The 14,716-nt window shown below is 36.3% G+C and carries 10 protein-coding genes; 7 read left to right on the top strand and 3 right to left on the bottom strand.

Annotation, left to right across the window (positions count from 1 at the left end; translation table 11 throughout):
- Positions 1-21: 21 nt before the first annotated feature.
- Complete coding sequence (locus G3A47_RS04745) at positions 22-948, bottom strand: energy transducer TonB (protein WP_166920888.1); 927 nt, start codon at positions 946-948, stop codon at positions 22-24.
- Positions 949-1,065: 117 nt separating this feature from the next.
- On the opposite strand from G3A47_RS04745, the gene G3A47_RS04740 reads away from it, so the two are divergent.
- The 5 genes from G3A47_RS04740 (at position 1,066) to pbpC (ending at position 10,637) form a co-directional block, all read left to right on the top strand.
- Positions 1,066-1,305 carry a hypothetical protein gene (locus G3A47_RS04740; RefSeq protein WP_166920886.1) on the top strand — a complete coding sequence of 80 codons (240 nt, stop codon included), beginning with the start codon at positions 1,066-1,068 and terminating at the stop codon, positions 1,303-1,305.
- Positions 1,302-1,511, top strand: coding sequence for a type II toxin-antitoxin system RelE/ParE family toxin (locus tag G3A47_RS04735; RefSeq protein WP_166920884.1), 210 nt, complete (start codon positions 1,302-1,304; stop codon positions 1,509-1,511). Before G3A47_RS04740 ends, G3A47_RS04735 begins: the two co-directional genes overlap by 4 nt.
- Before the next feature lie 131 nt (positions 1,512-1,642).
- Complete coding sequence (locus G3A47_RS04730) at positions 1,643-2,086, top strand: nucleoside deaminase (RefSeq protein ID WP_166920882.1); 444 nt, start codon at positions 1,643-1,645, stop codon at positions 2,084-2,086.
- Between the two features lie 410 nt (positions 2,087-2,496).
- Positions 2,497-8,178, top strand: coding sequence for an alpha-2-macroglobulin family protein (locus G3A47_RS04725; protein ID WP_166920880.1), 5,682 nt, complete (start codon positions 2,497-2,499; stop codon positions 8,176-8,178).
- An 83-nt stretch (positions 8,179-8,261) separates the two neighbouring features.
- A complete protein-coding gene (pbpC, locus tag G3A47_RS04720) occupies positions 8,262-10,637 on the top strand; it encodes a penicillin-binding protein 1C (RefSeq protein WP_166920878.1) in 2,376 nt (791 codons plus the stop codon).
- Positions 10,638-10,790: 153 nt separating this feature from the next.
- On the opposite strand, the gene G3A47_RS04715 is transcribed toward pbpC, so the two are convergent.
- On the bottom strand, positions 10,791-12,335 hold the full coding sequence (locus G3A47_RS04715) for an Rne/Rng family ribonuclease (protein ID WP_166920876.1): 1,545 nt from the start codon (positions 12,333-12,335) through the stop codon (positions 10,791-10,793).
- 425 nt (positions 12,336-12,760) lie between these two features.
- Positions 12,761-13,051 carry an HU family DNA-binding protein gene (locus G3A47_RS04710; RefSeq protein WP_007805026.1) on the bottom strand — a complete coding sequence of 97 codons (291 nt, stop codon included), beginning with the start codon at positions 13,049-13,051 and terminating at the stop codon, positions 12,761-12,763.
- 139 nt (positions 13,052-13,190) lie between these two features.
- Here G3A47_RS04710 and mutY point away from each other — a divergent pair, with 139 nt between their 5' ends.
- Together mutY and G3A47_RS04700 are read left to right on the top strand one after the other, a co-directional pair.
- Positions 13,191-14,237: an A/G-specific adenine glycosylase gene (gene mutY / locus G3A47_RS04705; RefSeq protein ID WP_166920874.1), complete on the top strand. Its 1,047-nt coding sequence runs from the start codon at positions 13,191-13,193 to the stop codon at positions 14,235-14,237.
- A gap of 37 nt (positions 14,238-14,274) precedes the next feature.
- On the top strand, positions 14,275-14,715 hold the full coding sequence (locus tag G3A47_RS04700) for a single-stranded DNA-binding protein (protein WP_166920872.1): 441 nt from the start codon (positions 14,275-14,277) through the stop codon (positions 14,713-14,715).
- Position 14,716: the final 1 nt, after the last annotated feature.

The raw sequence follows: 14,716 nt of genomic DNA, 5'->3' as shown, positions 1-14,716 counted from the left end.
AATAGTGTTCATTAAAACAGCTTATGACTTAATTGCTATAGAATCTATTTTTGAAATTAATTTAGTTCTGAAAAATGATTTTTTTACGGTATCTGTTTTCACAAATAGTGTGATAAAGGATAATGTTCTTATTGTTTTTCCATTTTGCGTGCCGGGCTTCCATTTCTGAGCTGTTTGTAAAATTTGAGTGAGTTTTTCTTCTGATTCGTTTTCAGTACTTTGTAATACTTTTATTGTCGAAAGACTTCCATCTCTTTCGATTACAAATGAAGCTTTAATTGTGTCATTTTGTGCGCCTGAATTTTTAGAAAATACATATTTGCTTTGGATCCATTTTTTAAGATTCTGTATTCCGCCAGGATATTCAGGTAGTGTTTCAAAAGCTATCATTCCGCTATAGATAGGAGTGTCCTCTTCTTGGATTATTTTTGGTATTTCGTTTTCGTTCATTGGTTTTAAGTCCTCCTTTCGTACAATTGGTTTTTTAAATTTGACCCGATCTATTTTTGATGGAGGTGGAGGATTTATGGTATCATTTTTAAGTGCTTTTCCAATTTTTAAATTCTCTTCAGTTGAAGTTTTATCTACAACTTCTACGGTATCAATTTTTTGTTTATTTCCATTTTTATCGGTACAGCTAAACAAGGTTGTTCCCATAACAATAAACAATACTAATAAAAACATTTTGTGATAATTGGTCTGCGAGTATAAAACACGACTCGGAATTTGAATAATTATATTGTCAATCTGTGATTTTTTAAATCTTCCGCAAATACTTTTTCCTTGGTTTGAAATAAAATAGTGCTGAATTTCTTCAGGTTGCATTTTTGAAAAATCAACCACAGTTTTAGCACAACTCAAACAAAACCGACCGTTGTCTTTTGGAGTCATTTTGTCCCAGTTTTCATGACAGGGTTCCGGAATTGAGAGTTTGTATTTTGTTTCCATTATTTAAATTTCAAAAGCCTAAATGTAATAAAAATAAGAAGTAAAAATGTATTTTTGCTTTATGATAAACCCTTTTACCGACGAATATTTTATAACTTTGAAGTAAATCTGAATAGTATGAATGTAGAGGCGCAACGTAGAAATATTGTACACAGAATTCTGGATACTGAGAATGTACAATTGCTGAATCAAATTGAAGATTTATTGAATAATGAAGTTTATACTTATTCTACTGGCGGAGAGCCTTTAACGGTAAAAGAGTATGAAAGTCATTTGAATGAAATTATGAAGCTTTCTGATGCAGGTGAAACAGGTTATACGACCGATGAGGCTAAAAGAAGGATAATAAAAAAATGAAACCTGTTGTATGGTCACCGAATGCGATAGAGTCTATTCGAAATAGTTATAATTATATTTATTCCAAAAGTCCACATAATGCTAATTTAGTTGCAGAAACGTTATTTGACTTAGGTGAAAAGCTAGGTTTGTTTCCAGAAAAGAATCCAATGGAACCACTTTTAAATAGAGAGGATATTAGATTTTTTCCTAAATGGAATTTTTAAATAGTTTATAGAATTGAAAAAAACAGGATTTATATCCTTGATGTTTTTTCGACTTCCCAAAATCCTAAAAATTATAAATTCTAGTTTTTGAAAACGGATTATATAATTTACTTTATAGTATAAAAAAACCTATGATAAACCCTTTTACCGACGAATATTTCATGAAAAAAGCTTTACAAGAGGCAGAAATGGCTTTTGATAAAGGCGAAATACCCGTTGGAGCCATAATTGTTGTAGCAGACAAAGTTATAGCAAGAAGCCATAATTTAACCGAGTTGTTAAACGATGTTACGGCCCATGCCGAAATGCAGGCCATCACTGCAGCAGCAAACTTTTTAGGCGGCAAATATTTAAAAGACTGTACTTTGTATGTGACATTAGAGCCTTGTCAGATGTGCGCGGGTGCTTTGTATTGGAGTCAGATTTCAAAAATTGTGTTCGGAGCTCGTGATGAACAACGTGGTTTTATGACAATGGGAACAAAATTACATCCAAAAACAACGGTAGTTTCAGGAGTTATGGCCAATGAAGCGGCAGATCTAATGAAACGCTTTTTCGTGACAAGAAGAAAATAACACGATCCAATGAGCACTTTGCGTCTTAGGACGCGGATAAAACGGATTCGCTATCGCGAAGATGCGGAAGGACGCGGATTAATTTTTGAAGTGTTAAATGAAATGGTCTTGATTTTAATAAACTTTATTTACAGCTGAAATAATTAAAGCTAAAGCTTTTTTGAGCATGCTCTTTAAAAAGAATCTGCGTCCATCCGCATTTGTCTTCACAACAGTTATACAGCTAAAGTCTTAGGCATACTCTATAAAGAAAATCATAAGTTATAATGAATTTTCTGTTTAATTGTAAGATAAAAATATGCTACATTTACTATAATATAATTAAGATTTCTCCGATTATACTTTAAACTGTGGGAAACGTTATTACATTATATAGAATCTTACATTTCTAACCATTAATTCTATTTCAAGTGAAGGCAAAAAGATTAGTTTACGTATTTCTTGTGTTTTTTATTCTTCAGGCGTGTGGCAGAAAATCAGCTGCCGATTTCAATTCTGATTTTTCATTGTTCAAAGCGTACATTACCAGTTTTACGGGTGGAATTGTTCCATCGCAGTCTGACATACGTGTGGTTTTAGCTTTCGATAAAAAAGAATGGAAGGTTAATGAGGAATTAGACGATGATTTGTTTGATATTTCACCAAGTGTAAGAGGTAAAGTTGTAGCGCTTTCGAGCAATACAATTGCTTTTATCCCTGAGAAAAAATTAAACCCGGGAACAGAATATCAGGTCACTTTAAACCTCGATAAACTAATTACATTGCCTAAGGAAGAGGAGAAGGAACTTTCTAAATTTAACTTCACCGTTAAAACCATTAAACAGGATTTTACGATAAATACGCTGGACATTCAGTCGCACAGCAAAGAATATCAATATCTGAATTGTGTATTGAAAACTGCAGATGATATTGATCTTGAGACCGCTAAAAAGTTGGTGGAAGCCAATCAAAAAGGAAATGAGCTCAAAATTAAGTTCGATAACACTGTAAAATCAGGTAAAGAATTCAAATTTGTTATAGACAGTATTCAACGTTTTTCAGAAGCAAGTGAACTTGAAATTGCATACGACGGAAGCGATTTTGATATTGATCAGAAAGGAAAAATAGATTTTCCGATAGCGGGGATAAATGAATTCAAAGTTATAAAGGTTGAAATTCCGGATGAGAACAATCAATCGGTTTCGATTAATTTTTCGGAGCCTTTGGAAAAAGGACAGGATTTTGCGGGTCTGGTAGCCATTCAAAACACTAAAAATCTAAAATTTTCAACACAAGGAAATGTATTGAAGGTATATTTTAGTAATGAAAAAGCGGCACCGGAAGTCGTTCATGAAGTTGTTGTAGAGGAACCGGTCGCAGTTGTAGATTCAGCAAGTGTTGCAGTAGATAGTGCTGCAGTGGCTGTAGATAGCGCTTCGGCTGTCGTAGAAGAGGAGCCGGAGGTGGTAGAAGAATCAGCTCCTGAGCAAAATATAACGGGTGAATTGTTATTAGAAGTTTTTCAGGGAATAGAAAGTCAGTACGGCAAGAAAATGGAGGAGAGTTATTCTCAGAAAATCTCTTTTGACCAGATAAAACCAAACGTACGATTTGTAAAAAACGGAACAATTTTACCAAGTTCTAATAATCTAAAACTGAATTTTGAAACGGCAAATCTGAGTGCTGTAGATGTAAAAGTGTATAAAATTTACAAAAACAACATTCTGCAATTTCTTCAAAATAATGAATTAAACGGGGCACAAAACTTAAAACGAGTTTCTCAGCCTGTTGCCAAAACGACGATAAATCTCAAAGAAAACACTTTGGTTAATTTGAGTAAATGGAACACTTTTGCCTTAGATTTATCGAAGATCATTAAACCCGAACCGGGTGCTATTTACAGAGTAGAATTCTCGTATAAAAAGAAATATTCTTTGTACAAATGTGAAACTTCCGAAGCCGATACAGCCGATACAGAAGACGAAGAGGAGAGCGATGAAAAGGATGTGAATTACAGCGGAAATTCATACGATGATTATTACTACGACGATTATGAGTGGAGAGAAAGTCAGGACCCTTGTACCGGATCGTATTATTACAATGCCAAAATTGCAACCAATATTCTGGCTTCCGATTTGGGAGTAATAGCCAAAAGAGGAGAGAATAAATCGTATTTGTTTGTCGTAAACAATATCATTACAACAGAGCCGGTTTCGAACGCAAGAGTAGATCTGTACAACTTTCAACAGCAAAAAATTGCTACAACTGCCACTAGCAGCGAAGGGATTGCGTCTTTCCAAATCGATAGATTTGCTTATTTTGCTATTGTTACATTGGGAGATCAATCGACTTATGTAAAGCTTGACGACGGAAATTCATTATCAGTAAGTAATTTTGATGTAGGAGGAGAAACACTTCAAAAAGGGCTGAAAGGGTTTATTTACGGAGAGCGTGGCGTTTGGCGTCCCGGAGATAATCTGTATTTATCCTTCATACTCAATGATGCTGCTAATAAACTGCCAAAAGCGCATCCGATAAAATTCAGATTAACAGATCCAAATGGAAAAGTAACCTACCAAACCGTTCAGAAATCAAATGAGTTAAATCATTATGCTTTTATTGTACCAACAGATCCCGATGCACCAACAGGAAGCTGGGAAGCAACGGTGAGTGTTGGTGGAGCCAAATATTACAAAAACATCAAAATTGAAACGATAAAACCAAATCGTTTAAAAATTAAAAACAGTTTCCAAAGAGCGATATTGTCTTCGTCCTATCCGAATTCAAGTAATCTGGAGGTGACCTGGCTACATGGTGCAATCGCCAAGAATTTGAATGTAGAAATGCAAGCTAAATTCTCAGAGCAGAAAACCACTTTTAAAGGATATGATCAATATACTTTTGATGACTTAGTGCGCCGATTCAGCACCGAAGAAGTAAATATATTTTCAGGAAAATTAGACGCCAACGGAAGAGCGTCGGTAAGTATTGATCCGAAATTGCAAGGTCAGGCTCCGGGAATGTTACGAGCTTCATTTATTACTAAAGTTTATGAAGAGGGCGGGGATTTTAGTATGGATGCGATGGCTACCACCTATTCTCCATATAAAACTTATGTGGGAGTGAAAGCACCGGAAGTAAATCGATACGGAATGCTTGAGACGAGAACAAACAATCGTTTCGATATAGTGACGGTCGACGAAAACGGAAGACCAAAAGCTGTTAGAGATCTGGAAATAAAAGTTTATAAAGTAGAATGGCGCTGGTGGTGGGATGCTTCAAGTGATAATTTGTCAAATTACAACTCTTCAGAAGCAACAACTTCTTATAAAACATTTAAGGTAAGCACAAATTCAAGTGGTAAAGCAAGTATACAATTTGCTTTAACAGATGAAGAATGGGGACGTTATATGATTCGGGTTTCAGATGAAACCGGAGGGCACGCTGCTGCCTTAACAGTAAACATCGATTGGCCAATCTGGTCCGGGAAAACTAGAAATACAGATGCTTCAACAGCTAATATGCTGGTGTTTTCTACCGACAAAAAAGAGTATGCCGTAGGGGAGAAGGCACAGATTTCTTTCCCTTCAAGTGAGGGTGGACGTGCTTTGGTCTCTATCGAAAATGGTTCAAGAGTGGTACAAACGCTTTGGGTGAAAACTAAAAAAGGAGAAACAAAAGTAGAAGTGCCGATCACATCAGCAATGGCACCCAATGTTTATTTTAATATTACACTTTTGCAGCCTCATGCCTCGACCAAAAATGATTCTCCGATTCGTATGTACGGAATTGTTCCGATTGGTGTTGTAGATAAAAATACAAAATTAGAGCCGGCACTTACAATGCCCGACGTTTTAAAACCCGAACAATCATTTCCTGTAAAAGTAAGTGAGAAATCCGGTAAAGCAATGACCTATACGATTGCTATTGTAGACGAAGGTTTATTAGATCTAACCCGATTTAAAACACCAAATGCATGGGATAGTTTCTATGTGCGCGAAGCTTTGGGGGTAAAAACCTGGGACGTATACGATGATGTAATTGGTGCTTATGGCGGAAAAGTAAATCAGATTTTTAGTATCGGTGGGGACCAGGATTTAGGTGGTGGAAAAGCTAAAAAAGCCAATCGTTTTAAACCAGTTGTAATTTATCTAGGCCCATTTAAATTAGAAAAAGGACAGACCAAAACACATCAGGTTAAGTTGCCAAAATACATTGGTTCAGTACGAACGATGGTTGTGGCGGGTGATGCGGAAACAAGTGCGTACGGAAGTGTAGAAAAAGCAACTCCGGTTCGCAGTCCGTTGATGGTATTGGCTTCGTTGCCACGAAAAATCTCGCCATCAGAAAAAGTAACTATTCCGGTTACCGTTTTTGCGACAGAGAGAAATATCAAAAACGTAAGAGTTCAGATTAAAACCAGCAATGGGTTGCAGGTGGTAGGAAGTACCGTTCAAAATGTAGCCTTTGCGCAGCCTGATGAAAAAATGGCGTATTTTAATTTGGCAGTAGGAAATCAGACCGGAATTGCAAAAGTGCAGATTGTTGCTACTTCAGGGAAAGAAAAATCATCCTATGATGTAGAGATTGATATGACAAATCCGAATCCGGTAACCAATACGTATACCGATGTGATTTTGCTGCCAAACAGTTCCAGAACGATTACCTGGAAAACCTTTGGAGTTTCAGGAAGCAATAAAGCCAAACTGGAGGTTTCCTCAATGCCAACAATTAATCTGAACGGAAGATTGCAATACCTGATTCAATATCCGCACGGTTGTGTAGAACAAACTACATCTTCTGTTTTTCCGCAATTATTTTTAAATGATGTTGCAGACATTGATGCAACGCGTCAGCAACTTATTCAGAAAAATGTAGCGGCAGGAATTATTAGATTAGGAAGTTTTCAATTGGCAAACGGAGGACTTTCGTACTGGCAGGGAAATACAATTGCAGACGATTGGGGAACTTCTTATGCCGGACATTTTATAATTGAAGCAGAGAAAAAAGGTTATGTTTTACCAATTAATTTTAAATCAAAATGGATTTCATATCAACAAAAAGAAGCTAAAAAATGGCGTTTTGAACAACGTTACGGCAATGATCTGGCGCAGGCGTATCGTTTGTATACATTGGCCTTGGCAGGTTCTCCTGATTTGTCTTCTATGAACAGGTTACGCGAAACAACCGGAGTTTCAAACGAAAGTAAATTGCGATTGGCCGCAGCTTATGTTTTGGCAGGTCAGAAAAGCGCCGGATTAACACTCTTGCTGCACAGTAAAATTGACGATAGTTCAGATGGTTACAACTATTACTATTATGGTTCAGGCGACAGAAACAGAGCTATGGCACTGGAAACTTTATTGTTATTAAATCAGAAAGAGAATGCTTTCCTAATGGCAAGAAAGCTGGCCAAAAATATGGCAAGTGATCAATGGATGAGTACGCAGACCACCGCCTATTGTTTGTATGCAATGTCTAAATTCTCGCTGAATAATGGTCCAAAAGGAATTGATATTCAGCTTAGCAAGGATGGAAAAGCACAACAAATAAAAACAGCTAAAACAGTCGCTGACAGAAGTTTAGTGGTGAAATCCGGAACAAACAGTATTACTTTAAGAAACAATAAAAAGAATACGATTTACGTTCGTGTGCTCAATACGGGAATTCTTCCAATTGGTCAGGAAAACCCGGTTCAGACGAATCTTTCTGCCGGAATAGTTTTCAAAAACAGAAAGGGCGGCGTAATTGATGTTTCCAGAATTACACAGGGAACAGAATTTGTTGCCGAGGTGACAATTAAAAATCAGAAAAATGAATATGTGCAGAATGTAGCTTTGTCGCAGATTCTACCATCAGGATTTGAGATTGTAAACACCCGTTTTACCGATTATGGCGAAGCAACAAATAATGTAGCTGATTATATCGATATTCGTGATGACAGGACTAATTTCTATTTTGGTTTAAAAGCCGGAGAAACTAAAAAATTCAAAATTTTATTGAATGCTTCTTATTTAGGAAGCTATTATTTACCGGGCTTACAATGCGAAGCGATGTACGATCATACGTTCCTCGCCAGAACAAAAGGATTTTGGGTAGCAGTCGTAAAATAATTTTTTTAAATCTGACAGGTTTCTAAAACCTGTCAGGTTTATTTTTTTTTATATAAAATGGTTAGAATATTAAAACCGTAAAGTTGAAAAATAAATTAAAAGCGCTTTTTCAGCGCACTATAAATTGGATAAAAAGAAATAAAATTAAATCACTAGTAGCATTTTTGCTGTTGGTGATTTATTATTTTTCGCTACCCGGGACTTTGTTTAAAGAACCTTATTCTACTATTATAGAAAGTAAAGAGGGAGAATTACTAGGCGCTAAAATTGCTCGTGACGGGCAATGGCGTTTTCCTGCTCAGGACAGTGTTCCGGATAAGTTTAAAAAATGTATCGTTTATTTTGAAGACGAGTATTTCTACAAGCATCCCGGATTTAATCCGGTTGCGATGGTGAACGCAATTAAGCAGAATAGGAAAGCGGGAAAAGTAGTTCGTGGAGGAAGTACGCTTACACAGCAAGTGATCCGATTGTCCCGAAAAGGAAAAAAGAGAACCTATTTTGAAAAAGTAATAGAAGTTATTCTCGCAACCAGATTGGAATTAGGATATTCTAAAAACGAAATTCTCGAATTGTATGCCGCACACGCTCCCTTTGGAGGGAATGTCGTTGGACTCGAAATGGCCTCCTGGCGTTATTTTGGAGTGCAATCCAGTCAATTATCATGGGCGGAGAGTGCAACTTTGGCGGTTTTGCCAAATGCTCCGAGTTTGATTTATCCCGGAAAAAACCAGATCAAGTTATTAGAGAAACGTAATCGACTCTTGTTAAAGCTGCATAAAGAGGGCAGTATTGACAAACAGACCTACGAACTTTCTATTGAGGAACCTTTGCCTCAAAAACCGTATAATCTGCCTCAAATTGCCCCGCATTTATTGCAGCGAGTGGCAAAGAATGCAGAAGGAACGCGAGTTAGAACAACTGTCGATGTTGCGTTGCAAAACAGGGTAAATCAGATTGCTAAATATTATTACAATCAATACAGGCAAAATGAAGTCAATAACCTAGCGATTTTGGTGATTGATGTTCAGGATAGAAATGTAATCAGTTATGTCGGGAATTCGCCAACAGACCGTGACCATCAAAAAGATGTTGATATTATTGCAGCACCAAGAAGTACAGGAAGTATTCTTAAACCGTTGTTGTATGCTGCCATGCTGGACGATGGAGAGCTGTTGCCGAATACTTTAGTTGCCGATATTCCTACTCAGATTGCAGGTTATACGCCGCAGAATTTTAATTTGACTTTCGATGGCGCTGTTCCGGCACACAGAGCCTTGTCCCGTTCTTTAAATATTCCGGCAGTTTTGATGCTGCAGGATTTTGGAGTGAATAAGTTTTATGAAGAACTGCAAAAGTTTAAATTAAAAGACATCAATAAATCTCCGGATCATTATGGTCTGTCTCTTATTTTGGGAGGCGCCGAAAGTAATTTATGGGATTTGTGCCGAACCTATTCCAATTTATCTTCAACAGTAAATTATTTTAATAAAAGCCACGGAAAGTACAGAACCAATGAGTTTACAGAATTAAATTACGACAGCGATTTTAAGTCTGATTTCGGATCAGAAAGTGAGCAGAAGAATACAATAGGCGCAGGATCAATTTGGTTGACGTACAATGCCATGGAAGAGGTAAACAGACCGGAAGGAGATGAGGCGTGGAAGTTTTACGACAGTTCGCTTAAAATCGCCTGGAAAACAGGAACGAGTTTCGGTAATCGTGATGCTTGGGCCATTGGAACAAATTCCAGATATGTTGTAGGAGTTTGGGTCGGAAACGCAACAGGAGAGGGTAGGCCAACGCTGACCGGAGTTACAAGCGCTGCACCTATTTTGTTTGATGTATTCAATTTGCTTCCAAGACAAAGATGGTTCGGAATTCCTTATGAAGATTTAAATGAAGTAGAAGTTTGTCGTTTAAGCGGACATTTGGCCAAGGAAGGCTGTCCAAAAATTAAGCAATTGGTAGCAAAAAAAGGAAAAACAACGACCGTTTGTCCATATCATAAAATAATTCATTTAGATCAAAGCGAACAATTTCAGGTAAACAGCAGTTGTGAAAGTGTCGATAAAATGATGACCAAAAACTGGTTTGTATTGCCGCCAGTTATGGCCTGGTATTATAAAAGCAAGCATATAGAGTATGTTCCGTTGCCGCCTTTCAAAGAAAATTGTGTCGGTACACAAACGGCTTCTATGGACTTTATTTATCCAAAAGCCAACAGTAAAATCTATTTAACGAAGAACTTTAACAGTGAAGTACAGCCCGTGATTTTTAAAGTAGCCTATTCGCAGAGAGAAAAACAACTGTTTTGGTACGTCGATCACGTTTATAAAGGTGTCACCAAGGTATTTCATGAAAAACCAATTATGATGAGCGCAGGCTTTCATTACATAACAGTTGTCGATGAATCCGGTAATGAAATTAACAGAAGAGTTGAGGTTATTAGAGAATAGTTATCGTATCGAGTTTAAGAGTTGGCCGCGAATTGCACGAATTATTTTTTTACAAACTAAGGAATAATCCTTTGAATCTGTGAAATCTGTGGCAAAAAAAAGCAAAAAAAAAGGCATAAAAAAACCGCTAATCTTTCGAGAAGCGGTTTTTGTTTATTCTGAAATAACATTTCCTTTTTTGTCATAGAAATGGTATTCTAAGTACGTGTAAGCGTCACGAGGTATGATTTTCACCCATTTCTTATGTTCAAAAAACCATTTTGAACGTAAGGATGGAAAACCTTTACTGAGGTATGCAGCCACAAACGGATGTGTGTTTAGTACAACCTTATTGTGGGTTTTTAAAATTCTTTCCAGGTCAGAAGTGATTTTATCAATGATTAAAATTGGTGCTTCAATTTCACCATTCTCATTGTTTGGATCCTCTTCTCTGGTTTTAATGTTAACTTCTGGTCTTACGCGTTGTCTTGTAATCTGGACTAGCCCAAATTTACTCGGTGGTAAGATTTTATGCTTTGCTTTATCGTCGCTCATTTCTTCTCGCAAGAAGTCGAACAGGACCTTCCTGTTTTCAGGATTAGACATATCAATAAAATCAACTACGATTATTCCGCCCATATCACGCAAACGAAGTTGTCTGGCAATTTCAGCGGCGGCAATCATATTCACTTCCATGGCGGTATCTTCCTGATTCGTCGCTTTATTCGAACGATTTCCGCTGTTTACGTCAATGACGTGCAGCGCTTCTGTATGTTCGATTATCAAATAAGCGCCTTTGCTCATGGAGACCGTTCTTCCAAATGAAGTTTTGATTTGTCTTTCTATATTGTATTTCTCAAAAATTGGAGTGTCATTTGATTGATAAAACTTAACAATCGATTGTTTGGAAGGTGCAATTTCTTGCAAGTATTCCTTTGTTTGGTGGTACAACTCTTCATCATCTATCTGAATACCGCTGAAGGTATCATTAAATACGTCTCTTAATATTGAAGAGGCTCTGTTAAGCTCTCCTAATACTTTTGAGGGATGATGAGCAGTTGGTAATTTTTTACACATTGCAGACCATCTGCCAAGCAGGTTCTGCAAATCTTTTTCTAATTCGGCTACGTTTTTGCCTTCGGCTACTGTACGAACAATAACACCAAATCCTTTAGGTTTGATCGATAATACAAGTTTTTTTAGACGATCCTTTTCCTTTTTGTCTTCTATTTTTTGTGAAATAGAAACACGGTCAGAAAACGGAACGAGAACAATAAATCTTCCTGCCAATGAAAGCTCAGCGCTTATTCTTGGACCTTTGGTAGATATAGGTTCTTTTACAACTTGTACTAAAACAGATTGATTGGCACTTAAAATATCAGTAATGATGCCATCTTTGTCAATCTCTTTTTCAAACTGAAAGGTTTTTAGGGAGAAATCTTTTATTTTACCTGCGCTTACAAGTTTTATGAATTTCAGTTGGGAAGCTAAGTTAGGCCCTAAATCATGATAATGTAAAAAAGCATCTTTTTCGAAGCCTACATTTACAAAAGCAGCGTTAAGTCCGGCAACTGGTTTTCGTATTTTGGCAATAAAAATATCACCAACCTGAAAATTGCTTTTCTCTTCTTCTTTGTGTAATTCAATTAGTTTTCCATCTTTTAATAAGGCAAAATCTACGGCATCAGAACTAGATCTAATGATTAATTCTTTATTCACACTGTAAATTTTTATCTGTTTTTTCAGAAAATAGAGTAAAGAGAAAAGAGTATAGACTTTAAAGAAAAATCTAAAATCTCAAATCTGAAATCTAAAATCTTATCTACAGATGGATTAAACAATATTTTTTAACAGGTATTAAACCCGGGAGGGAAAAGTTAAATCTCAAATTTTCAAATTCCGAATTCCAATTGAAATCTGTACTGACTTCTCTTTTTTTGGATTTTGGATTTTATCTTTTGGAATTTTTGAACTTTCCCAAATTTCAATGAACGTTTAAAAAGAAAAAAGTAGTTTAAAACTACTTTTTCTTCTTGTGACGGTTAGCTCTCGCTCTTTTTTTTCTTTTGTGAGTAGCTACCTTATGTCTCTTTCTTTTTTTACCACTTGGCATATCGTGTCGATTTTATGATTAATTAATAATGTTATTTAGCTTCGTTGTTTGTTTTAACCCCTTCTACAAATACTTTTGCAGGTTTAAAAGCAGGAATGTTGTGTGCTGGAATTTTGATAGTGGTGTTTTTAGAAATGTTTCTACCAGTTTTTTCAGCTCTAGTTTTTACAATAAAACTACCGAAACCTCTTAGGTAAACATTATCTCCAGTCTCTAGTGAAGTTTTAACTTCTTCCATAAAAGTTTCTACTGTTGCTTGAACATCTCCTTTTTCAAGACCAAGTTTCTCTGAAATTTTCGCTACGATATCTGCTTTCGTCATTTTCTTTCCTATTTTATTTTATAAATGGTGTACTATTTTTTGAGTTTGCAAATATAGGAATTAAAAAAATAATTAATCAAGCTAAATCGTTAAATTTTAATTACATAAACATTTACTTTTGTAATCTAAGTATTTTGCAATGAATTTTCATAACCTATTGATAAATTGGTATTTACAGAACAAGCGTGATCTGCCGTGGCGAAAAACGACCAATCCGTACCTAATTTGGCTCTCAGAAATTATGTTGCAACAGACCAGAGTTGCGCAAGGAATGCCTTATTTTTTTTCTTTTACAAAGGAATTTCCTACCGTTTTTGATTTGGCAAATGCCGATGAAGAACAGGTTTTGAAACTTTGGCAGGGATTAGGGTATTATTCCCGTGCCCGAAATTTACATAAAACAGCTCAGTATGTAGCAAATGAATTAAACGGTGTTTTTCCTCCTACTTATAAAGAGTTATTAAAATTAAAAGGAGTTGGGGAGTATACAGCCGCCGCAATAGCTTCTTTTTCGTATAATGAAGCAGTACCTGTGGTTGATGGGAATGTGTTTCGGGTGCTTTCCCGTTATTTTGATGTGGAATCCGATATTGCATTGCCGGCAACCAAAAAAGAATTTACGGAACTTGCTCATGAAATAATGCCGAAAGACAATCCGGCTCTCTTTAATCAGGCGATTATGGAATTTGGAGCCTTGCAATGTGTTCCTAAAAGCCCAAACTGCCCTGTTTGTGTTTTTATGGATAGTTGTGCTGCGCTGCAAAAAAAGAAAGTTGCTGTTTTGCCTGTAAAATCAAAAAAGGTAAAAGTGACGAATCGGTTTTTTAATTATTTGATTCTCGAGGATGTTTTGGGGAACACTTTGATCCGGAAAAGGGTATTAAAAGGAATCTGGCATAATTTGTATGAATTTCCTCTTTTGGAAACTCAGGAGGTTGTCGATTTTGATTTTGTTTCAAAAGCAGTTCAAAATGATGTTTTTTCTAACTATACTATTATAGGTATAGAGGAGTACAGTGATTCGGCCGTTATTCATAAACTTTCGCATCAGCATTTGCACATTCAATTCTGGAAAATTAAAATAAAAGAAAGAATTGAAAACGGTATAGATGCTAACAATTTGAAAACGTTTCCTTTCCCAATTGTGATTTATAATTTTATCGAAAAGCAGGAAATAATTTGCTAAAATAATGTATCTTTGGGTTAAATACCATAATTAAACCATGAACGGAACATTAAATAAAGTGATGCTCATTGGCCATTTGGGCGATGATGTAAAGATGCATTATTTTGATGGAGGAAACTGCATCGGACGTTTTCAGTTGGCAACAAATGAAGTTTATATTAATAAAACGACCAACGAAAAAATAACTTCGACAGAATGGCACAATCTGGTTGTACGTAATAAGGCGGCTGAGATTTGCGAAAAATACCTTTCTAAAGGAGATAAAATATATATCGAAGGACGTATAAAGTCACGTCAGTGGCAGGCGGAAGATGGTACAACTAAATATACCACTGAAATTCAGGTTACGGAGTTTACTTTCCTGACAACCAAAAAAGAAACTACAGGACATAAACCGAATTCCGAATCAGAATCCGCAAAAAATGCTAACTTTGATGCGACTAACGAAGGCTTGCCTATAAACGACCTGCCTTTTTGAT

The organism is Flavobacterium poyangense (assembly GCF_011751075.1).
GTDB lineage: Bacteria > Bacteroidota > Bacteroidia > Flavobacteriales > Flavobacteriaceae > Flavobacterium > Flavobacterium poyangense.
The sequence above is the reverse complement of the archived record's forward strand: the minus strand, read 5'-3'. Positions and strand labels throughout refer to the sequence as shown.

Coding starts and splice junctions, on each gene's coding strand:
- G3A47_RS04730 (WP_166920882.1), top strand. CDS start 1,643: ATGATAAACCCTTTTACCGACGAATATTTCATGAAAAAAGCTTTACAA.
- G3A47_RS04710 (WP_007805026.1), bottom strand. CDS start 13,051: ATGACGAAAGCAGATATCGTAGCGAAAATTTCAGAGAAACTTGGTCTT.
- mutY (WP_166920874.1), top strand. CDS start 13,191: ATGAATTTTCATAACCTATTGATAAATTGGTATTTACAGAACAAGCGT.
- G3A47_RS04740 (WP_166920886.1), top strand. CDS start 1,066: ATGAATGTAGAGGCGCAACGTAGAAATATTGTACACAGAATTCTGGAT.
- G3A47_RS04735 (WP_166920884.1), top strand. CDS start 1,302: ATGAAACCTGTTGTATGGTCACCGAATGCGATAGAGTCTATTCGAAAT.
- G3A47_RS04700 (WP_166920872.1), top strand. CDS start 14,275: ATGAACGGAACATTAAATAAAGTGATGCTCATTGGCCATTTGGGCGAT.
- G3A47_RS04745 (WP_166920888.1), bottom strand. CDS start 948: ATGGAAACAAAATACAAACTCTCAATTCCGGAACCCTGTCATGAAAAC.